A 19,717-nucleotide genomic window follows, 5' to 3' on the forward strand; every position below is an offset into this window, starting at 1 on the left:
CTTAATTTATTAAATACGACATATCCTTTAACTCATATTCTTCCGGCAATAAATAACCATTTGTCAAAACTGTTGGAGTGGAACTTATTGTATTGCGCCTAACCCATTCGTTTTGTGCTTGAAAATTGGCTAACATATCTTTGTCATTAGGATTTAATCTGTATCTTTTATAGCAATCCTCTTTTTTATGACGCCCTTTTGCATACCAGTCAGATAGGAATCGTAAATAATCCGATTCATTATTTAGTAGATACATGGAGGTCAGTAGCATGGCGCTAGGTTCTAATTCCTTGCTAAAAGAGGTCAAGATGATTTGTATGCAAATCTCTTCTTTATATTCTTTGAGTAACTTTTCTATTTGGAGATGTAATTTTGCGCAAGGAGCACAGTGTGGATTAGAGATAATGGTAATCCACTCTTTGGCATCCCTATTGCCCAATAATATTCCTGTATTTTTGTCAATGTCATATTGAGGCTGTTCGTTTAATAAGCTCTTAAATACAGAGGCATTCAGTTTTATGCTGCTAAGTTTATTGTTGCTTCGTTGGATTTGCTTTTCTTTTACGTATAATGTAACAGTAAAATGGAGCGATAGAATGACGAGCCCATACACGCATCCAATGGTAGTGAAATCAAATAAATCCCATTGATTGAAATCCATGCCTATCGCGAATAGAGAGATAAGAAAGGTGATCCATACGGTAGCTTGTACAGATAAACATAAAGCGCACCATTGTTTTACCCTAAATTTTTGGTACCATACGCTCCACGCTGTATAAGGTAATGCGATTATATTCAGAGTCTCTGCATATATAACATATTGGGGCAACAAGGCGATAAACAATATTGCGGAAAGAAAATATCCTAAGCCGAAGACACTCCAACTGATCCCCAAGAAATGAGATGCTTGGGAATCCAATGTCCCGTTGCAATCACTGGATTTCAAAAACAAGGAACAAATTTTGTTGACATATTTATCCGAGCCTAAGATCTCTCGAGAAAGCAGGATACCGCAGAAAGATGCTCCGATCACATTAACACCCCATAACCCCCAGATTCCTATCTCCATTCCTCTGTTGGTGATAAGGGCACACCCTATTAATGATAGAAGTAATGAAACGAAACATGCGATTACTATCCGCTGTCGTAAGTATTCCTTTCTATGCTCTTTATAATCCGGTTCAATAGATTCATCGGTGGATTCGAAAAGAAGGACGATTCCTGACCATCGTTCCAAGAATACCGGGATAGATAATGTGATGTTTTTACCTCGCCATGAATAGATGATTGCCTCGGTAGAAACATGTCGTACCAATACAAACTCATGATCTACGTAAGCCACAAAGGGTACATCCAATGAGGATAAGCATTCTTGTGTTTTTTGAATTTCGGCTGCTACATTCTCTATCTTATAATAACGTAGCATCTCGGATAATCCAAACAGGCTGTTTTTGTGTGGATGCTTCTCGTAGAATCTTAGGGTAAAATCCTTCGTGTATTTTATCGATAAGATTTCTAAAATTTGGATGAACAGATTGTCATGTTCCATAGCTTAGAGTTTTTAGTGATTATCTCAGCTTCCCGATAAACAGCACTGGATTACTCTCCTCGTTCAGTCCGGGGAAGCGTCGTGCGAACTCTTCCTTCTTCAAAACGTCTTCCGGATACATTAGCATGGCGCACCAGCCCTCATCTAACGAGAAGAACTGTTTGGGCAACCACCGGAAGTTGTCATCGAACTTGATGTTCTCTAAAACTCTTGCGTTTCCATCTTTTTTGTCGATTAAGGCAACCCCTTCAAGATCATCCCTTTTTCCCTTGAAGGAGAGTAATATTGTTTCCTTTGATTCCACGTAATCTGGGATATGACCGATGTATCCTTTTTCAGCTTCCTCCATTACGATTTGCACATAGTCCTTTCCGTCTTGTGCCCAAAATCCCGCTGGAGGAATTTTATTGTCGATATTTATTCGATATCGAACTTTAGTACTATCCATCGTACACTCAAGTATCTCATTGCCTTGATAGCCATGAGAGATTATAAGTCCTTCAAAACGTTCGAATGAGTTTGTGAATGAGCTGATATATTTATTTTGTTTCTCTATGGAGTCATAGGTGCTGATATAGGTTCCGTTCTTATGATTGATTATTCTGTAACGCAATTGCCTCTCGGTAGGCGTACATTTTATAATGTATGAGCTGTCATTGAATAGGATGATAGCCTCTATAAGTCCAATATTCTCATGATCACTCCATTTGCGAATAAATTTGAACGAATTGGAATAAGTAGTGACATCTCCTGATGAGGAAATTAAGATATCCCCATTAGGCCATATCGTGAAATTCCCTAAGAAGAAGTATGATTGTGGATCCTCCCCTTTTTTAGATAAGACACGTTTGATTTTTCCTGATTTATCATATGCTATTAAAATGTCATCAGAGCCGATGTATATGTCCTCTTGGAAGAGGGCGATGTTTCTGATTTTGTAAAGTACGTCTATCAATGCATCGTCTCTTGTTTCCAAGGGGACATACCGATATTCCTCAAACATTTCATCCACGTCTTTTTCTACCCGATGTGAGAGTGGAATAAAATACTCGATTGTTTCGTCCTTGCTATTATCCTTGGCTTGATCCGGATTACAACAGATAAGCAAAAGAGCGACTAAAAATAGAAGATAGATCATGATCGTTTTTGTTTTAAGAAAAAAAGCGGGTTTTAGCAGATGGCGCCTGCTAAAACCTGTTCTTTCTTTTGTTACTAACCTCCTATGGTATTGCAGTTTTGTACTCCTCCAAGACCATTGCATTTAGAATCACACTCAGAGCAGCTGGAGGCTTCAAAGGAACCGGAACTGTTCCAGCAATGACAATACGCACTTCCTCCCCCTAAGATTTTCATCATTTGCTCTTTTGGAAGAACTTTACCTTGTTGGTTTAGTACGACTTTTGTCAGTTTTTTGAGTTTGTCCATAATTTGAAAGATTTAAAAAGTTAATAGATGTGTAATGCTTTGATGTTTACAAATAAAATTAAAAAAATATTAAAAACAAGAAAAACGGTGCTTTGTGTGTTTTGTTTAATGTATTTTATCTATTTAATTGTATAGGGTACAAAAATTAACTTTTACGGGAAGGTCATGAGAAATGATGTAACCTAATTTTATTTTGAACTTCCTTGTTCTTTTATCGGTTAACATGAAGCTTAGAAAAACAGCTCATACTAACTTTCAACCCTGTGAAGTTTTTCAGGAGAAGGTTCTCTAAGATGTGAAGTACCTTAGAAAATAACAGTAAAATCTGTGAAGTAAATTTAGGCATAGTCAGTACGCTCATACATTTAAGATTGAGTAGTACTAACTTTCCTAAGTAAGTATATATCCTTTGCCACTAGCAGTATATATTCTATGGGCAAGTAAGTACTACTGCTTTTTTTCGGTTATATAAGTTGACAGACAGGTTTGTTTAGATCTTATAGTAGTAAGGCCGCACTCCTTCCGGCAGGAAGAAACGGATATCCTTGTCGGCTTGGTAAGCGTTACGGATAAATGTGGAGGAGATTTCCATCAAGGGAGCGTCTACCTTTTTCACGTTCGGATAAATGGCCGGGATCGAGATGTCGAATCCTAGGCGGGGATAAATCAGCAGTTTGTAGTCTTGGAGTATTTTTTCGTGTTCTTTCCATCGGGGAAAAAGCTGCCAGTTATCGGCTCCCATGATAAAATAAAAGTCCCGATTCGGATAGTTACGGGATAAGGTTCGTAGGGTATCAATGGAATAAGAAGGTTTCGGTAGGTAGAACTCAATATCGCAGACCCTGAATTTAGGATATCCGTCAATAGCGGCTTGGGCCATTTCCAGCCGTAGTGAGTCATCGAGCAGGTCATCCTTTTTCTTCAGCGGATTGTGAGGCGTGACTACGAACCACACCTCATCCAATCCCTCGAACTCACATAGCCAGTTCGCCAAGGCGAGATGGCCTATGTGAATGGGATTGAATGATCCACTGTAAATCCCGGTCTTGAGTCCCATACGATTTTTACTTAACCCTTCTTTTGCCAACCCTTATAGTTGATGAAACAAATGAATATATTAAATATCAGGGCACCCCCGATGATATACTCCTTATAATACAGGCTAATACCACCTAATACGAGGCTCGCTATCCCACAAACGATAGAAAGCCCCATCATAAAACGGGTATTCTTGAATATATTAGACATAGACTATTTGTTTAAGAACTCACGAATGATCTTCAACGCGTCTTTTTGGGCAGTCTCCAGATCATCGTTTACGACAACCTTATCAAACTGTCCCGTGAACCCTAATTCATACTCAGCCTTGGCGATACGGCTTTCGATAACTTCCGGGCTGTCTGTTCCCCGTCCTTCCAATCGCTTCCGTAGGTCATCGATGCAAGGAGGTTGGATAAAGACAGACAGGGCACGGTCTCCATAGAATTTCTTGATATTGCATCCGCCTACCACATCCACATCGAAAATCACGTTATCCCCTTCGTTCAAGATACGCTCTACCTCGCTCTTTAACGTACCGTAATATTTATCGGTATACACCTCCTCATATTCCAAGAAGTCTCCATTAGCGATACGACTGCGGAACTCTTCCGGCGTAAGGAAATAATATTCCACACCATTCTTCTCGGTTCCCCGCGGAGCCCGGCTGGTAGCCGAGATGGAGAAGCGAAGGTGTAAATCTTGTTTCAAAAGATAATTAATAATGGTTGATTTTCCGGAACCCGAGGGTGCGGAGAAGATAATTAATTTGCCAGCCATTCTCGTTAATCTTATTATAATACGTTTAGTACCTGTTCCTTGATTTGTTCCAACTCGTCTTTCATCTGGACCACGATCTTCTGCATCTCGGCGTGGTTGCTCTTTGATCCGAGCGTATTGATCTCACGCCCCATTTCCTGAGCGATAAAACCGAGCTTCTTGCCTTGGCCGTGACCGGATTCCATGGTTGAGATAAAATATTTCAAGTGGTTGTCCAAACGGTTCTTTTCCTCGTTGACATCCAGCTTCTCGATGTAATAGATCATCTCCTGCTCGAAACGATTCTTGTCATAGTCCTTCTCGGCTATCTTTTGCAGGTTATCCATGATACGAGCCTTGATCTTCTCGATACGTTCCCCCTCGTATTTCTCCACTTCTTTCAACAGAGTGGCGATATTGGCTATCTTTTGCTCAAAAAGCTTTTGAAGCATGGCTCCTTCTTGGATACGGAAATCACACAGGTGCTTGATAGCGTCCTTTACCGTTTCTAAAACCACCCCCCATTCGGATTCGTCCGGTTCTACGGTCTCGGACTTGATTGCGTCCGGCATCCGGAGCAAGGTCTGGAACCAATCGTTCGGAACGCTGATATTCAGTTTCTCTGCGATCACCTTGATTTGGTTGTAATAATTCTCTACGGCGGCAAGATTGATCTGTGTAGGAGTATCTTTGCCTATATATTCTATAAAGATATTGAACTCAACTTTTCCCCGCTCCAAAGATTGAAGTAACAGGCTCCGAAGCTCCATTTCCTTATCCTTGTATATGGAAGGGATACGGGTGGACAAATCCAATTGCTTACTGTTTAAAGCCTTTATCTCTACGGTTACTTTTTTTGAAGGGAGCTCGGCAGTAACCTTACCGAACCCAGTCATTGATTGTATCATTTTTCTCAAAAGTTTGCGCAAAGATAGTGGTTTCCTTTTAGATTTGATGTTTATTTTCTCATAAATAGATGTTTCTCATAGGGCTGCCTTGATAGTATAATGAATTTTTGTATACCTTCGCAGCCTAATCAGATTGAAGGATTGAGATTGTTTGTTCGTTCAATTATCAATTGTTAATAGTTAATTATTATGTCATTGATCTTAAATATCGAGACATCCACTTCCGTATGTTCAGTAGCCCTGTCGGAAGGGGAGGAGGTGGTCTTTGAGAAGGCTTCCTTCGAGGGGCCGTCTCATGCGGCGTTATTGGGCGTTTATATGGAAGAGGCATTAGAGGCTGCGAAGTCGAAAGGGATGAAACTGGATGCCGTGGCGGTAAGTAGCGGACCCGGATCTTATACGGGGTTACGCATCGGGGTGTCTGTGGCTAAAGGATTATGCTTTGGGTACGGTATTCCTTTGATCGGTATTCATACGCTGGATATTTTAGCGTCTGCCGCTATCCGGAAAAATAAGGAGGAGGCCGATTGCTTGTATTGCGCTATGTTGGATGCCCGTCGTATGGAAGTCTACTCTTCGATTTATGATTCCCATCTCAACACGATACGTGCTACGACTGCTGATATCGTAGATGCTGATTCGTATGCTTCTTTTTTAGAGAACGGTAAGGTTTGTTTCTTTGGAGACGGTGCCGCTAAATGTGAGACGGTAATCACTTCTCCGAACGCCTGTTTTATAGATGGTATCTATCCATTAGCTGTAAATATGGCATCCTTGTCGCAGAAAGCATATGATGATGGCCGTTTTGAGAATGTGGCTTATTTTGAGCCTTTCTATTTGAAAGAATTCCAAGCAACGATCGCTAAGAATAAAGTGCTGAACGAGGCGTTAGGGAAAAACAAATAAGAGTAAGGGTACACAACCAAATTCATGTTCCGGCTGTTTATTCTAAAATGAATAAATCAGTTAAAGACATGAGAAAGAAAAGTGTGAATACGCTATTGGTATTTGGTGTGGTTGTCGCTATAATCCTTTTGATGATCTGGTTGTTCCTCGGGACAACGTTGGTGGAGGATACGAGTACGGAGATTACTCCGGTTCCTATAGAGCAAACTAACTGAGAACAATAACATAAAAAGGCGGGATCCTTTCGGACCTCGCCTTTTTTAATATAGATAGTTGTTTTATTAACCAAGGAATCCTAGCAAGATACCGGCAGCTACAGCGGAACCGATTACACCTGCTACGTTCGGACCCATAGCGTGCATCAACAAGTAATTGGTCGGGTCGTATTCCAAACCTACGACTTGAGAGATACGAGCTGAGTCGGGAACAGCAGATACACCGGCGTTACCGATAAGCGGATTGATCTTATTGCCGTCTTTCAATATTAAATTGAATAACTTAACGAACAATACACCGGCGCAAGTAGCGATCACGAATGATAACGCACCTAGACCGAAGATCTTGATAGAGTTCAATGTCAAGAACTGTGTAGCTTGGGTAGAAGCACCTACCGTGATACCCAATAAGATCGTGATTGTATCGATCAGCGGACCACGAGCAGTCTCTGCCAAACGACGAGTCACGCCACTTTCTTTCAATAAGTTTCCGAAGAATAGCATACCTAACAATGGTAAACCGGACGGAACCAAGAAGCAAGTAAGCAACAAGCCAACGATCGGGAAGATAATTTTTTCCGTGGAAGAAACGGCTCTCGGCGGTTTCATACGGATCAAACGCTCTTTCTTAGTCGTAAGCAATCTCATGAACGGTGGTTGGATAATAGGAACCAACGCCATGTATGAGTAGGCGGATACCGCAATCGCACCCATTAAGTTTGGCGCTAACTTAGAAGAAAGGAAGATAGCCGTCGGACCGTCAGCACCACCGATAATACCGATAGCACCTGCTTGGTTCGGCTCAAATCCCATTTGAAGAGCAATCGTATAAGCACCAAAGATACCGAACTGAGCCGCTGCACCGATCAACATCAACTTTGGATTGGAGATCAATGCGGAGAAGTCGGTCATGGCCCCGATGCCGAGGAAGATCAATGGCGGATACCATCCAGAGGTCACACCCTGATAGAGGATGTTCAGTACAGACCCTTGCTCATAAATACCTACTTGAAGACCTGCGTCCTTGAAAGGGATATTACCGATCAAGATACCGAATCCGATAGGGATCAAAAGCATCGGTTCAAACTCATATTTAATCGCCAGGAATATAAACAACAGACCTACCAGAATCATGATGAGATGTCCCGGAGTAGCGTTGTATACACCTGTATAGGTAAGGAACAGTTGTAAGTTCTCACCTAAGAATGTTAAAAAGCTCTCTTGCATAGTCTTATCCGATTACTACGAGATCAGCACCTTCTAGCACAGAGTCTCCCTTGTGTACTTTAATTTCTATAATCTTACCGTCACGGTCTGCGTTGATGTTGTTCTCCATCTTCATAGCCTCAAGGATAATCAAGGTTTGACCTCTCTTCACGGTATCACCTACGTTGCACTTAACCTGCAAGATAACACCTGGTAGCGGAGTCTTAACAGCCCCTTGTGTCGTAGAAGCCGCCGGACGGGAAACAACAGGGTCTCCACTTGCCGTAGTCGGGGCTTGAGCTGGGCGTTTCAATGTAACCATTTGTTTCTTTGCCGGTTTCTCCATCTTAACTTGGTAGGGAGTTCCGTTTACTTCAAGTTCTGCGATATCATCCACTACAGAATTGATGTGTACTTTATATACGTTACCGTTAATGGTATATTTAAAACTTTTCATTCTTTAGTTCGTTTTTAGATAATTACTTTTGAGGAGTTTGACGTAAGCCATAGAGTTTTGAACTCCAAGGAGAATAAGCTCGTTGTACCTTACGTATAGTGAGAACCGTGTTCTCGATATCGTGATTATCATCGCTCATTTCGTATAGAGCGGTAGCGATGGCGGCGAATATCTCTCCAGATTCTTGTCCTGCGTCTGCGGTAACTGAAGCAGAACCTACGGCCTTCTCTACGTTACGTTTGCTAGCGGCGATAGATAATTTACCAATCTGCTTAAAGATGATGTACAACAAGAACAGACCTAAGAATACAACAGCCATAGCCGTGATAGTCATACCGATACCTAAAGAGTCATTAACCCTGAAGTTATCGATTTTCTCATTGGAGTCCAACGTCAAGTTGTTCGTACTGGGAGTGACTTTCTTTAACTGTGCCCAGTCTTTTTCGCCATCAATCACTCTACCGTAGCTAATGTCTGCTAATTGGCCTGCCGGAATTGTGATCTCATCGATCAAGGTCTTACCGTCGGCGTCATATAAGGCAACATAATTCTCCTTAGAGGGATCTAATACGAAGTTAACGTGGAATGTACCTCTGCCCGGCTGTCCGTCAGCCCAAAATAGTGTGTGCTGGCGGGGTTGGATCTGAGTTAATACGTCTCCCTTCGGGATCGGATATTTCATGGGATTGTTTTTGTCGTCTGTCAAATAGCATCCCGCGATATTTACCGTTCCGGCCGAAGTGTTGAACAACTCAATCCAGCCATGACGTTTGCCATAGTCATCAACGAAGTTATCCTCGTTGATAACCAATACTTCATTAATTCGCATGGAGGTTGCGCGCTGTGCCTTTGCCCCGAATGAAATGAGCAAAGCGAACAGTAGCAATACCCCTATTTTCTTATTTATCATATTCATCTCCTGTTTTACGGATTATAGAGGCAGGTTATCATGTTTCTTAGCAGGATTGCTTAGCTTCTTAGTCTGCAATTGCTGCAAAGCACGAATTATACGGAAACGAGTGTTACGCGGTTCGATAACATCGTCGATATAACCGTATTGAGCTGCGTTATAAGGATTAGCGAATGCTTTCTTATATTCAGCTTCTTTCTCTGCTGCGCATGCTTTCGGATCTTCAGCGGCTGCTACTTCCTTGGCGAAGATAACCTCTACGGCACCGCTCGGGCCCATAACGGCGATCTCGGCTGTCGGCCATGCGTAATTCATATCACCACGTAAATGTTTAGAACTCATCACGCAATAAGCTCCACCGTAAGACTTACGCAATGTAACGGTAATCTTAGGAACGGTAGCCTCACCATAAGCGTAAAGCAATTTAGCGCCATGAAGGATTACACCGTTGTATTCCTGACCTGTACCCGGAAGGAATCCCGGAACGTCAACCAATGTTACCAAAGGAATATTGAAAGCGTCGCAGAAACGAACGAAGCGACCTGCTTTACGAGATGCGTTGCTATCCAAGCATCCTGCCATAACCTTCGGCTGGTTGGCTACGATACCGACAGATTGTCCGTTGAAACGAGCGAAACCTACGATGATATTCTTAGCGTAGTCCGCATGGACCTCTAGGAACTCGTTGTTATCGACGATCGTACCGATAACCTCGTACATATCGTAAGATTGGTTAGCGTTATCGGGAATGATATCATTCAATACATCATCCAGACGATCGATCGGGTCTTTGCACTCAACTAACGGAGTTTCTTCCAAGTTGTTCTGTGGTAAGAAACTGAGCAATTTACGGATCAATTGCAAACCATCCTCTTCTGTATCGACAGCGAAATGGGCTACACCCGATTTCGTGGTGTGTACGCTGGCTCCACCCAACTGCTCTTGGGTTACATCCTCACCTGTTACGGTTTTTACTACTTTCGGACCTGTCAAGAACATGTAGCTGGTACCACGTGTCATGATGTTGAAGTCTGTCAAAGCCGGAGAATAAACGGCTCCACCGGCGCAAGGGCCGAAGATACCGGAAATCTGGGGAACAACACCAGATGCCAAGATGTTACGTTGGAAAATCTCTGCGTATCCTGCCAAGGCGTTTACACCTTCTTGGATACGAGCTCCACCGGAGTCGTTCAAACCGATAACGGGAGCGCCCATCTTCATGGCTTGATCCATTACTTTACAGATCTTCATAGCCAAAGCCTCAGACAAGGCTCCACCGAATACGGTGAAATCTTGAGCGAAGATATATACCAAACGTCCGTCGATCGTACCATAACCTGTTACGATACCATCGCCTAAATATTTAGTTTTCTCGATACCGAAGTTTGTACAACGGTGTTGAACAAACATGTCGAATTCCTCGAAACTACCTTCGTCAAGCAACATGGCGATACGCTCACGAGCGGTATATTTGCCTTTTTTGTGCTGTGATTCGATTCTTTTCTCTCCTCCACCCAAACGAGCTTGCTCACGAAGTGCGATGAGCTCTTTTACTTTTTCAAGCTGGTTACTCATTGTATTTTGATTTGTTGTTAGAAATGAACGGATTAATTATTTGTTGCCCGGCATGCAAAGTTCTGTCAATACGCTGCAAGTTGATTTCGGGTGAAGGAAAGCGATGTTCAAGCCTTCCGCGCCACCACGGGGAGCTTTATCGATTAATTTAACGCCTTTTTCCTCAGCCTCGTTCAAAGCTGCCTGTACATCAGGTACCGCAAATGCGATATGGTGGATACCTTCACCTTTTTTCTCGATAAATTTCGCAATCGTGCTATCTTCGCTGGTCGGCTCTAGTAATTCAATCTTAGTCTGTCCTACCTTGAAAAATGCGGTTTTTACTTTTTGGTCTGCTACTACTTCGATATTGTAGCATTTTAATCCAAGAACGCCTTCATAATAGGGTAAACAAGCCTCGATACTCTTCACTGCGATACCTAAATGTTCGATATGTGTAAGTTCCATGTCAATAATAATTTAAAGATTTAGTAAATGTTTGTTTCTATTGTGTGCAAATGTACACTACTTTTTATGAATGAGGAAATAATTTTTTGTTTTTATCTCCCAGTAAATGTGTTTAAAGATACATTTTATTAAAAATCGACAATCAGACGAACGTTCAATTGACGTCCGGTCAGATAGTTTGGAACTGCGTATTGGACATTATATACATCTGTTATCCAATAATAGGAACTAACGTTTTTGATGTCTAATATGTTAAATACATCCAGACCTAGCCAAATGTTTTTCAAATGGCGGAAGAAGCCCCTGTCCATGATAGCGTCCGTGCCTCCTGCCAATTGGTAGGAGAGGCCGATATCTACACGTTTGTAGGCGGGCGTACGGAAATAGCCGGCTTCGTATCCTTTGCCCGGGATTGTCTGGGGAAGTCCTCCGGATAGAACTCCTTTCAGATTTAGCTTGACTCGTTTATAGCCCGGGAAATAATCTTGGAAGAAGAGTGAGATGTTGTAGCCTTGGCTATTGGCCATAGGAACGGTCGTTGTTTCCCGGATGGTTTGCTGGGCTTTCATCAAGGAGAAGCTGATCCATGAGTCGGTACCCGGTACGAATTCTCCGAAGAATTTGACATCGAGTCCCATGGCGTAACCTTTGGCGCAATTCTCGCCGTAATAGCGGATCTTGACGTTATCTACGGTGTAGGGATTCAGATTGTCCAGCTTTTTATAGTACATCTCGGCGGTCACCTTGAAATTCCGGTCTACGGCACGGAACGTATAATCTCCTCCCAAGATGAAATGGATGGAGCGTTGTGACTTTAGATCTTTGTTCAATACCGTGATATTATTGCCGTTCTTATCTTTGTCTACTCTACGTAATTCCTTGTAGAAGGGCGATTGATAATACAGTCCGGTGGCGAAACGGAGCGTCAAGTCTTGGTCGAAGTTCGGGATAAAGCCCAATGAGGCACGGGGACTGAAAAGGAACTCCTTATTATAAGTCCAATAACTACCTCTAACCCCTGCGACTAACGTGAACAGACCTTGCTTGGTCCTGAATTTGAACGCGTCTTGCGCATAAGCGGAAAAGCGTGTGCTTTCTATCTGATTATCAGAAAAGAGGTTCGAATATACGCTTACGTTATTACCCGTTTGGGGCAAAGAATAACCCGAGGAATCCCTTTTTTCCCATTCACTGATCTTATCATTGATTTTTTCCATTTGTACCGTGGCTCCCCATTTCAACGTATTGTTTAAAAGGCGGGCCATCCCATAATGCCCGACATTCATGACGGTGGAGTTCAAACGGTTTCGTGCGTGCTCGTGATAACGGCCTACGGACATGGCGGCTGACGCATCGTCATCCGGATTTTCCGCTCCGTTCTCGCTCAGCCAATATTCTCCGGCAATATCGTATCCCTCTTCTTCCTTGCTTTTGAAAGCGGAGGCTTGAAGTCCCAACTCTGTGTTCTCATTGGGATTGTGTTTCAATGTAAGCGCACCGAATAAGGTTTGGAAACGGTCTCTTTCCCTTCCGTCGAAATAGACTTTGAAGTTCTTGGGATGCTCGGCTGTACCGAAAGAGGTTTCCCGACTATAAGGGGTGAATTTATAATTATTGTTAGCGAGGTTTCCCAAGAAATTGATTTCCCATTTAGGGGCCAATTGGTACGTGATGTAAGTTTGCAGATCGATAAATTTAGGGTCGTATTCAGCGTCTGTATCCATGGTACCCAAAATAGACCGACCGCTTTTAAAGCGGAAACCCGTTACTTGGGTAAATTTACCGATAGAACTGCCTACATAAGCATTTGCGCCCAACAAGCTCGCGGAAGCCGAACCTTCGAATATCTTAGGCTTTTTATAGGTAATATCCAGCACGGAACTCATCTTGTCTCCGTAACGAGCCTCGAAGCCACCGGCGGCGAAATTGACCGCCTCCGTTAGGTCCGGATTGATAAAGCTAAGGCCCTCTTGTTGTCCCGAGCGAATCAGAAGCGGACGGAATACCTCGATACCATTCACATAAACGATATTTTCATCATAACTACCTCCACGTACGGAATACTGGGAACTTAGCTCGTTATTGGACGATACGCCGGCAAACGTAACGACCAAGCTCTCTATACTACCTCCGGAGGGATCGGGCAATAACTTGATTTTGTCTGCGTTTAGGGACTCCATGGTCGTGGTCTGCTTGCGGATGGCAGTAACGGATACTTCCCCTAAATCAAATGAGGTATTGTTCATCTGTACGTTCAGGCGCATGTCGGCTTGTGCCGAGGGAATGATACGCTCGGCTTTATTATATCCCAGACAGGAGTAAATAATGGAGATAGAGTCTCCCGGCGATATGGAAAAGGAATAATATCCCTTCTCGTTGGTCATGGAGCCGATCAACGTGTTCTTAACCCGGACATTCACTAATTCCAGGGGGTTACCGTCGGCGTCACGGACATAACCAGTGATTTTTATGCGGCCCTCGCCAAAGGCACTCACGGAAATAAGTATAAATAGCAGCGCGGCTATCGCACGAATCTTCATAATCTATTGTTCAATTATAAAAATACTAACGAGAAAAAAGAACGATACGTATATATGGGTGCAAAAAATTATATTTATATTTGCGAATCTTAATATTAAAAGAGTACAAAGAACGAAAAAAATGGAGAGTTTTGCAACACTTATACAAAATAGAAGAAGTACACGTAAGTTTACCGAACAACTACTTTCACCCGAGCAGGTAGAACTGATCTTGAAGGCGGCGTTGATGGCTCCGGCCTCAAAACGTAGTAATCCTTGGCAGTTCGTGGTCGTGGAAGATAAGGAAATGTTGAAGAAACTTGCCGGGTGTAAGAAAAATGGTTCCGCTTTTCTGGAGGGTTGTGCCTTGGCCGTGGTTGTCTTGGCGAATGTGATGGAAAGCGATGTTTGGATCGAGGACGCTTCGGTCGCTTCTATTTATATGCAATTGCAAACAGAGGATTTGGGATTGGGCAGTTGCTGGTGTCAGATCCGGAACCGGGTAACAGAGGACGAGGAGGATTCGAATAATTATGTTCGTTCGTTGCTGGATATCCCTTATCAATTGGATGTCTTGTCTATCATTGGTATCGGTTATAAGGATCAGGTTCGTAAGCCTTTTGATGAATCCCATTTACAATGGGAGAAGATACATATAGGAAAGTTCTCTCTTCCGGAAGAAAATAAAGAGACGGGAGAATGAGAGTCGTATTTGTTGGTGCCGGAAACTTAGCTACCCGGCTTTCGTTGGAAATGCGTAAGTCTGGAATGAGTATCGGGCAAGTATATAGTCACACAAGTGAGCATGCTAAGATTTTAGCTGATGAATTGGGATGTGGGTGGACCGTGATCCCGGAAGAGATTGTGGAAGATGCCGACTTGTATGTTTTCTCTTTGAAAGATGCCGTGCTCCAAGATGTTATCGCCCGTGTAAAACCGAATAACGGTTTGTGGGTGCATACGGCAGGGAGTATGCCTATCTCTGTATTTGAAGGTCTTACGGCTAGATATGGGGTGGTTTATCCGTTACAAACGTTTAGTAAGAGTAGGGAGGTGGATTTCAAGAAAATACCGTTCTTTTTAGAGGCGAACTCGTCTGAAGATGAGAAGGTGCTGGGAGAGGTGGCTAGGGCGCTCTCCTGTGATGTCCGTTTCCTCTCCTCCGAGAAGCGAAAGAACTTACATTTAGCGGCGGTTTTCGCTTGTAATTTTACGAATCATATGTATGCGCTAGCTGAAAAGATCTTGGAAGAACAGCAAATACCGGGAGAGGTCTTGCTACCTTTGATAGACGAGACAGCCGCTAAGGTACATGTAATGTCGCCGGCGCGGGCCCAAACGGGACCAGCTATACGATATGACGAAAATGTGATAAACAAACATATGGCTATGCTTAAAGATCCGGATATGCGAAATCTATATGAGCTGATTAGCCGAAGTATACATAAGGAGGCTCGACATGAGTAGTATAAACTATGATTTGAGAAAAATAAAGGCTTTTGTCTTTGATGTAGACGGGGTGCTATCCTGCGATGTGATTCCGCTTCACCCGAATGGCGATCCGATGCGTACGGTCAATATCAAGGATGGCTATGCCTTGCAATTGGCCGTGAAGAAAGGTTATGAGGTCGCTATAATTACGGGCGGATATACGGAAGCCGTACAGATTCGCTTTTCTCGTTTAGGAATACAACATATTTATATGCGTAGCGCTGTAAAGGTGCATGACTTTAAGGATTTTATGGAAAAAACGGGCTTGTCTCCTGAGCAAATCATGTATGCGGGTGATGATATTCCTGATTATGAGGTAATGACGCGAGTTGGATTGCCGGTGGCACCTGCGGATGCGGCTCCGGAGATCAAGGAGATAGCGAAATATATATCCTCCCGGCGAGGTGGCGAAGGCGTAGCTAGGGACGTGATCGAGCAAACGATGCGGGCGCAAGGACACTGGTTCGGCGAGGAGGCTTTTGGGTGGTAAAATTTTGGTGAATGTGTAACGCTTAATCGAATAGGTTATGTTAGAGAATTTAAAAAAGTACAAGATCGTCTTAGCCTCTAATTCTCCGAGACGACGGAATTTGTTATCTGGTCTGGATATCGACTTCGAGGTGAGGGTAATTTCGGATATTGACGAGTCTTACCCGGATTCTATTGACTCCATGGAGATCCCTTTATATATTGCCCGTTCGAAAGCGGAGGCCTATAAACCGACTATGGCGGATGATGAATTGCTAATCACGGCAGATACGATCGTTTGGACGTTTGACGGGGTTATGGGAAAGCCTGCGAATCGAGAGGAAGCTTATGCTATGCTTCATGCTTTGTCGGATCATGTACATCAGGTAATAACCGGTGTTTGTATCATGACGAAGGACAAAAATGTAGGCTTTTCCGTCGAATCTGCGGTTTGTTTCGCTAAATTGGGTGATGAAGAGATTAATTATTATTTGGATAAATATAAACCTTATGATAAAGCGGGAGGGTATGGCATTCAGGAGTGGATCGGTTATATCGGGGTAGAGGCTATCAATGGTAGCTTTTATAACGTGATGGGATTACCTGTGCAAAAGCTTTATCAGGAATTGAAACATTTTTAATCTCAATTCAAGGTAAAGTATTTATCCTTCATATAATATTCTATCTGATTTAATGTGTGCGCTAAGGCTGGGGGAATCGGTAAGACGACCGGTTTCTCCACATTCCATTCCGGGTCATTTATGATCATGTCGGATAGACTGCCCGCATGTATTAAGATAAGGCGGGTAGGGGCTGAGGCTATAACCTTATGATTGGTGTTTTGCGCAAGTAGCATGAAATGATCTTTTGCCACTTCCGCTATATGTGTCCCTTCTTGGCTGTAAATAATAAGTTTTCCCGAAAATACGAAGATTAATAGGTTATCCGTGGTTGTGGTATTAAACAGGGAATCTCCGGCTCTCAGTATTTTGCATTCAAGTTGATTTAGATAACGCTTCATGTAGGAACTTAAGGATTTTCGAGGATAGCCAATGTTTTTCTGTTAGGAAGGTATTCCAACATACCTTTTGAGTAGGTGACTTTCTGTTGTCCGTTGTTGTCCGCATAAATAATGAAATACTCTATTTGGGGGATGGATTGTGCCAGTAGCTTCGCTTTCTCGACTCCCAAAACCATGAAAGTCGTAGCGTAAGCGTCTGCTGTCATACAATCTTCCGCCACGATTGTCGCGCTAAGGATATTTTGTCCAGCGGGATAACCGGTCGCTGGATTGATCGTATGGGCATATTTCTTACCATCCTTGATGTAGAAGTTTCGGTAGTCACCAGAAGTAGCCACCCCCCCTTTTTGGCATAATTGTACGATCTCTTCAACATCATTTGTTACGCCACTTGTCCCTATTTCCGGCTTGTTGATGCCGACTCGCCAACAGTCACCTTGTTGATTTACGCCTTTCATGGTAACCTCACCACCTATTTCTACCATGTAGTTCTTTACGCCTTCCTTTTCCAGCAGGCGGGCGATGACATCGCAAGCATAACCTTTTGCGATGGACGAACAATTCAATAGAATCCGGGGATCTTCTTTGATGATTTTCTTTCCTTCCAATCTTACTTTTTGATAACCGACGAAAGCCTTTATGCTATCGATCATCTGCGGGGTTACGCTATCCATCTTACTGAATCCGAATCCCCATAGATTAATTAATGGAGCACAAGTAATATCAAAAGCTCCTCCTGATTTTTGGGAGATTTCTTCCGCCTTATTGAATACTTCGGTAAACCATTCGTCTACCTCCACATCCTCGTTATTATTGACTTTCGCGATCGTGGAGTTGGGGTTGAAAGGATTTAAGGAGAGGTTAAAACGTTGCAGCTCGCTGTCGATCTTATCGGTTAGGATTTGCTTGGCCTTGTATTTGATGTGGTAACTTGTATGAAAAACAGAACCACTCTCTTCGAAATATTGGCCCTTGTCCGAGCAAGCCGTAAGCGATAAGATCAACAGGCTGACTAATATGGTAATATTCTTGCGCATCATTATGAAATTTTATGTCGCGAACTTACATAAAAAATTCCATATATGCCCCTTTCATGGGGGAGACGCTATTGTGTGTATAAATATCAAGGATTCCTTTTTTATATTGTGACTCTGATTTTATCCAATGTGCACGCCTTTCGGATAGGATCTTTTCTATCTCTTCCACGCTTCTCTCAATACTGTCGGTACCGATTATATCCAATGTTCTCGCTGGAATATCGATACGGATCAAGTCATCGTTCTCGACCAAGGCGATTGGTCCCCCCTCGGAAGCCTCCGGGGATACATGTCCGATCGCCGGGCCTCGGGTCGCTCCGGAGAAACGACCGTCGGTGATCAATGCGATGGTCTCTACCAACTCAGGATCGGAGGCGATCGCTTCTGTCGTATAAAACATTTCTGGCATTCCACTTCCTTTCGGTCCTTCATAACGGATAAATACCGCTTCTCCCGGATGGATTTTCTTTTGTAATACCGCCTCAATAGCGTTCTCCTCACAATCGAATACCCTCGCTTTCAGGGTGACTTGCATCAAGCGGGGTGAAATCGCCGAATGTTTTACGACTGCCCCTTCGGGCGCTAAATTTCCTTTCAATATAGCGATGGCTCCTTGTGCCTTGATCGGTGTATGAAGAGGTTTGATAATATCGCCAACCTTTACTCCTAGGGCAGGAAGATATTTATGGCAATTCTCATAGAAGCCGTTGAGTTGTAAATCTTTTAAGTTTTCTCCCAATGTTCTGCCGGTAACGGTCTTGACATCGAGATGGAGGAATTCCTTGATTTCTTTCATGATCGCCGGTACGCCTCCCGCATACCAGAAATATTCGCCGGGCCAAAAACCGCTGGGACGTATATTTAAAAGGTAGGGGATCTTACGATGTATCTTGTCGAACAAATCCGGTGATAACTGGATTCCCAGTTCATGGGCGATAGCTGGAAGATGAAGCAGGCTGTTGCTGGAACCCGCTATGGCGGCATGTACCATGATCGCATTTTCAAACGCTTGTATCGTCATGATATCGGAGGGTTTTAACTCTTCTTTCGCCAGTCCGAGTGCATGTTCTCCGGCTTTACGGGCGGTTTCTTTTAACTCGGGTAAATGGGCGGGGATCAAGGCGGAGCCCGGTAAAGCGATGCCAAGCGCTTCTGCCATTACTTGCATCGTAGAGGCGGTACCCATGAAAGAGCAAGCTCCACAATCCGGACATGCGTCACGCTTATAAACCATGAATTGTTCTTCCGTTATTTCTTTTCGCTCGTATTGGGCGCTATAGGTACCGATTTGTTCTAACGTGAGTAGGTTGGGACCGGCTTTCATTATACCACCGGGCATGAATATAGCAGGCATATCTAGCCGGGCTATCGCCATCAAATGCGCAGGGACGGATTTGTCGCAACTGGCTATAAAGACACCAGCGTCGAAAGGAGTCGCTTTTACATGAATCTCCATCATGGCGGCCATGATATCACGGGAGACTAATGAGTAGTTCATACCATCGTGTCCCTGCGCCTCTCCATCACAAATATCAGTGACGAAGTAGTTTGCGGCACGTCCCCCCTTTTCCTTTATACCGATTCCGGCCTCGTCCACCAATTTATCCAGATGGGCGCTTCCCGGATGGCTATGTCCGTAACTGCTTTCTACAATGATTTGCGGTTTACTCAATTCGTCGATTTTCCAACCGCTGCCTAGCCGGAGTGAATCCAGCTCCGGCGCTAGTTTTCGTAATTGCTGGCTTTTCATGTCTATTAATTAATGTATAAGGTTATTTATTCAATA

General features: G+C 43.4%; 22 protein-coding genes. 6 read left to right on the forward strand and 16 right to left on the reverse strand.

What is annotated here, in order from left to right:
• Window position 1: 1 nt before the first annotated feature.
• From BDI_RS00755 to BDI_RS00780, 7 genes are all read right to left on the reverse strand, one after another.
• A complete protein-coding gene (locus BDI_RS00755) occupies window positions 2–1,549 on the reverse strand; it encodes a vitamin K epoxide reductase family protein (protein ID WP_005861494.1) in 1,548 nt (515 codons plus the stop codon).
• A gap of 19 nt (window positions 1,550–1,568) precedes the next feature.
• Window positions 1,569–2,687 (reverse strand): 6-bladed beta-propeller, encoded by a 1,119-nt coding sequence (locus tag BDI_RS00760; protein ID WP_005861496.1) that lies wholly within the window; start codon window positions 2,685–2,687, stop codon window positions 1,569–1,571.
• 74 nt (window positions 2,688–2,761) lie between these two features.
• Window positions 2,762–2,974, reverse strand: coding sequence for a hypothetical protein (locus BDI_RS19995; protein ID WP_005861498.1), 213 nt, complete (start codon window positions 2,972–2,974; stop codon window positions 2,762–2,764).
• Between the two features lie 490 nt (window positions 2,975–3,464).
• Window positions 3,465–4,031: a nicotinate (nicotinamide) nucleotide adenylyltransferase gene (gene nadD, locus BDI_RS00765; protein ID WP_005861504.1), complete on the reverse strand. Its 567-nt coding sequence runs from the start codon at window positions 4,029–4,031 to the stop codon at window positions 3,465–3,467.
• Window positions 4,032–4,042: 11 nt separating this feature from the next.
• Entirely contained in the window at window positions 4,043–4,222 is a 180-nt protein-coding gene (locus tag BDI_RS00770) for a hypothetical protein (protein ID WP_005861506.1), read from the reverse strand.
• 3 nt (window positions 4,223–4,225) lie between these two features.
• Entirely contained in the window at window positions 4,226–4,792 is a 567-nt protein-coding gene (gmk, locus tag BDI_RS00775) for a guanylate kinase (protein WP_005861508.1), read from the reverse strand.
• Between the two features lie 14 nt (window positions 4,793–4,806).
• On the reverse strand, window positions 4,807–5,679 hold the full coding sequence (locus tag BDI_RS00780; protein ID WP_011965912.1) for a YicC/YloC family endoribonuclease: 873 nt from the start codon (window positions 5,677–5,679) through the stop codon (window positions 4,807–4,809).
• Window positions 5,680–5,868: 189 nt separating this feature from the next.
• Between BDI_RS00780 and tsaB the strand changes: the two genes are divergently transcribed.
• Together tsaB and BDI_RS20950 are read left to right on the forward strand one after the other, a co-directional pair.
• Entirely contained in the window at window positions 5,869–6,585 is a 717-nt protein-coding gene (gene tsaB, locus BDI_RS00785; RefSeq protein ID WP_011965913.1) for a tRNA (adenosine(37)-N6)-threonylcarbamoyltransferase complex dimerization subunit type 1 TsaB, read from the forward strand.
• A gap of 68 nt (window positions 6,586–6,653) precedes the next feature.
• Window positions 6,654–6,800, forward strand: coding sequence for a hypothetical protein (locus tag BDI_RS20950; RefSeq protein ID WP_005865784.1), 147 nt, complete (start codon window positions 6,654–6,656; stop codon window positions 6,798–6,800).
• A gap of 66 nt (window positions 6,801–6,866) precedes the next feature.
• On the opposite strand, the gene BDI_RS00790 is transcribed toward BDI_RS20950, so the two are convergent.
• The 6 genes from BDI_RS00790 to BDI_RS00815 all read right to left on the reverse strand — a co-directional run bounded on the left by BDI_RS00790 (window position 6,867) and on the right by BDI_RS00815 (window position 13,935).
• Window positions 6,867–8,027 carry a sodium ion-translocating decarboxylase subunit beta gene (locus BDI_RS00790; RefSeq protein ID WP_005861516.1) on the reverse strand — a complete coding sequence of 387 codons (1,161 nt, stop codon included), beginning with the start codon at window positions 8,025–8,027 and terminating at the stop codon, window positions 6,867–6,869.
• A 4-nt stretch (window positions 8,028–8,031) separates the two neighbouring features.
• Window positions 8,032–8,463 (reverse strand): biotin/lipoyl-containing protein, encoded by a 432-nt coding sequence (locus tag BDI_RS00795; protein WP_005861518.1) that lies wholly within the window; start codon window positions 8,461–8,463, stop codon window positions 8,032–8,034.
• A gap of 22 nt (window positions 8,464–8,485) precedes the next feature.
• The gene (locus BDI_RS00800) at window positions 8,486–9,373 is read right to left on the reverse strand and encodes an OadG family transporter subunit (protein ID WP_005861520.1); all 888 of its coding nucleotides are present in this window, start codon (window positions 9,371–9,373) and stop codon (window positions 8,486–8,488) included.
• 21 nt (window positions 9,374–9,394) lie between these two features.
• A complete protein-coding gene (locus tag BDI_RS00805; protein ID WP_005861522.1) occupies window positions 9,395–10,948 on the reverse strand; it encodes an acyl-CoA carboxylase subunit beta in 1,554 nt (517 codons plus the stop codon).
• A gap of 36 nt (window positions 10,949–10,984) precedes the next feature.
• Entirely contained in the window at window positions 10,985–11,395 is a 411-nt protein-coding gene (mce, locus tag BDI_RS00810) for a methylmalonyl-CoA epimerase (protein WP_005861524.1), read from the reverse strand.
• A 128-nt stretch (window positions 11,396–11,523) separates the two neighbouring features.
• Window positions 11,524–13,935, reverse strand: a complete 2,412-nt coding sequence (locus BDI_RS00815) for a TonB-dependent receptor (RefSeq protein ID WP_011965914.1) — start codon at window positions 13,933–13,935, stop codon at window positions 11,524–11,526.
• Window positions 13,936–14,056: 121 nt separating this feature from the next.
• Here BDI_RS00815 and BDI_RS00820 point away from each other — a divergent pair, with 121 nt between their 5' ends.
• The 4 genes from BDI_RS00820 to BDI_RS00835 are packed head-to-tail and all read left to right on the forward strand — an operon-like array spanning window position 14,057 to window position 16,514.
• Window positions 14,057–14,617: a nitroreductase family protein gene (locus BDI_RS00820; RefSeq protein WP_041525532.1), complete on the forward strand. Its 561-nt coding sequence runs from the start codon at window positions 14,057–14,059 to the stop codon at window positions 14,615–14,617.
• Window positions 14,614–15,381: a Rossmann-like and DUF2520 domain-containing protein gene (locus BDI_RS00825; RefSeq protein ID WP_011965916.1), complete on the forward strand. Its 768-nt coding sequence runs from the start codon at window positions 14,614–14,616 to the stop codon at window positions 15,379–15,381. Before BDI_RS00820 ends, BDI_RS00825 begins: the two co-directional genes overlap by 4 nt.
• Window positions 15,374–15,895, forward strand: a complete 522-nt coding sequence (locus tag BDI_RS00830) for a KdsC family phosphatase (protein WP_005865795.1) — start codon at window positions 15,374–15,376, stop codon at window positions 15,893–15,895. Before BDI_RS00825 ends, BDI_RS00830 begins: the two co-directional genes overlap by 8 nt.
• A 37-nt stretch (window positions 15,896–15,932) precedes the next feature.
• Window positions 15,933–16,514: a Maf-like protein gene (locus tag BDI_RS00835; protein WP_005861534.1), complete on the forward strand. Its 582-nt coding sequence runs from the start codon at window positions 15,933–15,935 to the stop codon at window positions 16,512–16,514.
• Between the two features lie 2 nt (window positions 16,515–16,516).
• Here the strand turns inward: BDI_RS00835 and BDI_RS00840 are convergent, their stop codons facing one another.
• From BDI_RS00840 to ilvD, 3 genes are read right to left on the reverse strand one after another with little or no spacing between them, the layout of a single operon-like run.
• Window positions 16,517–16,894 carry a hypothetical protein gene (locus tag BDI_RS00840; protein WP_005865798.1) on the reverse strand — a complete coding sequence of 126 codons (378 nt, stop codon included), beginning with the start codon at window positions 16,892–16,894 and terminating at the stop codon, window positions 16,517–16,519.
• A gap of 8 nt (window positions 16,895–16,902) precedes the next feature.
• Window positions 16,903–17,934 (reverse strand): FAD:protein FMN transferase, encoded by a 1,032-nt coding sequence (locus tag BDI_RS00845; protein WP_011965917.1) that lies wholly within the window; start codon window positions 17,932–17,934, stop codon window positions 16,903–16,905.
• Window positions 17,935–17,956: 22 nt separating this feature from the next.
• The gene (ilvD, locus tag BDI_RS00850; protein ID WP_011965918.1) at window positions 17,957–19,681 is read right to left on the reverse strand and encodes a dihydroxy-acid dehydratase; all 1,725 of its coding nucleotides are present in this window, start codon (window positions 19,679–19,681) and stop codon (window positions 17,957–17,959) included.
• Window positions 19,682–19,717: the final 36 nt, after the last annotated feature.

The sequence above is a fragment of the Parabacteroides distasonis ATCC 8503 genome (assembly GCF_000012845.1).
Lineage (GTDB): Bacteria > Bacteroidota > Bacteroidia > Bacteroidales > Tannerellaceae > Parabacteroides > Parabacteroides distasonis.

Excerpts from the sequence above, each read along its gene's own strand:
- BDI_RS00755 (WP_005861494.1), bottom strand. The coding sequence starts at position 1,549 with ATGGAACATGACAATCTGTTCATCCAAATTTTAGAAATCTTATCGATA.
- BDI_RS00760 (WP_005861496.1), bottom strand. The coding sequence starts at position 2,687 with ATGATCTATCTTCTATTTTTAGTCGCTCTTTTGCTTATCTGTTGTAAT.
- BDI_RS19995 (WP_005861498.1), bottom strand. The coding sequence starts at position 2,974 with ATGGACAAACTCAAAAAACTGACAAAAGTCGTACTAAACCAACAAGGT.
- nadD (WP_005861504.1), bottom strand. The coding sequence starts at position 4,031 with ATGGGACTCAAGACCGGGATTTACAGTGGATCATTCAATCCCATTCAC.
- BDI_RS00770 (WP_005861506.1), bottom strand. The coding sequence starts at position 4,222 with ATGTCTAATATATTCAAGAATACCCGTTTTATGATGGGGCTTTCTATC.
- gmk (WP_005861508.1), bottom strand. The coding sequence starts at position 4,792 with ATGGCTGGCAAATTAATTATCTTCTCCGCACCCTCGGGTTCCGGAAAA.
- BDI_RS00780 (WP_011965912.1), bottom strand. The coding sequence starts at position 5,679 with ATGATACAATCAATGACTGGGTTCGGTAAGGTTACTGCCGAGCTCCCT.
- tsaB (WP_011965913.1), top strand. The coding sequence starts at position 5,869 with ATGTCATTGATCTTAAATATCGAGACATCCACTTCCGTATGTTCAGTA.
- BDI_RS20950 (WP_005865784.1), top strand. The coding sequence starts at position 6,654 with ATGAGAAAGAAAAGTGTGAATACGCTATTGGTATTTGGTGTGGTTGTC.
- BDI_RS00790 (WP_005861516.1), bottom strand. The coding sequence starts at position 8,027 with ATGCAAGAGAGCTTTTTAACATTCTTAGGTGAGAACTTACAACTGTTC.
- BDI_RS00795 (WP_005861518.1), bottom strand. The coding sequence starts at position 8,463 with ATGAAAAGTTTTAAATATACCATTAACGGTAACGTATATAAAGTACAC.
- BDI_RS00800 (WP_005861520.1), bottom strand. The coding sequence starts at position 9,373 with ATGATAAATAAGAAAATAGGGGTATTGCTACTGTTCGCTTTGCTCATT.
- BDI_RS00805 (WP_005861522.1), bottom strand. The coding sequence starts at position 10,948 with ATGAGTAACCAGCTTGAAAAAGTAAAAGAGCTCATCGCACTTCGTGAG.
- mce (WP_005861524.1), bottom strand. The coding sequence starts at position 11,395 with ATGGAACTTACACATATCGAACATTTAGGTATCGCAGTGAAGAGTATC.
- BDI_RS00815 (WP_011965914.1), bottom strand. The coding sequence starts at position 13,935 with ATGAAGATTCGTGCGATAGCCGCGCTGCTATTTATACTTATTTCCGTG.
- BDI_RS00820 (WP_041525532.1), top strand. The coding sequence starts at position 14,057 with ATGGAGAGTTTTGCAACACTTATACAAAATAGAAGAAGTACACGTAAG.
- BDI_RS00825 (WP_011965916.1), top strand. The coding sequence starts at position 14,614 with ATGAGAGTCGTATTTGTTGGTGCCGGAAACTTAGCTACCCGGCTTTCG.
- BDI_RS00830 (WP_005865795.1), top strand. The coding sequence starts at position 15,374 with ATGAGTAGTATAAACTATGATTTGAGAAAAATAAAGGCTTTTGTCTTT.
- BDI_RS00835 (WP_005861534.1), top strand. The coding sequence starts at position 15,933 with ATGTTAGAGAATTTAAAAAAGTACAAGATCGTCTTAGCCTCTAATTCT.
- BDI_RS00840 (WP_005865798.1), bottom strand. The coding sequence starts at position 16,894 with ATGAAGCGTTATCTAAATCAACTTGAATGCAAAATACTGAGAGCCGGA.
- BDI_RS00845 (WP_011965917.1), bottom strand. The coding sequence starts at position 17,934 with ATGATGCGCAAGAATATTACCATATTAGTCAGCCTGTTGATCTTATCG.
- ilvD (WP_011965918.1), bottom strand. The coding sequence starts at position 19,681 with ATGAAAAGCCAGCAATTACGAAAACTAGCGCCGGAGCTGGATTCACTC.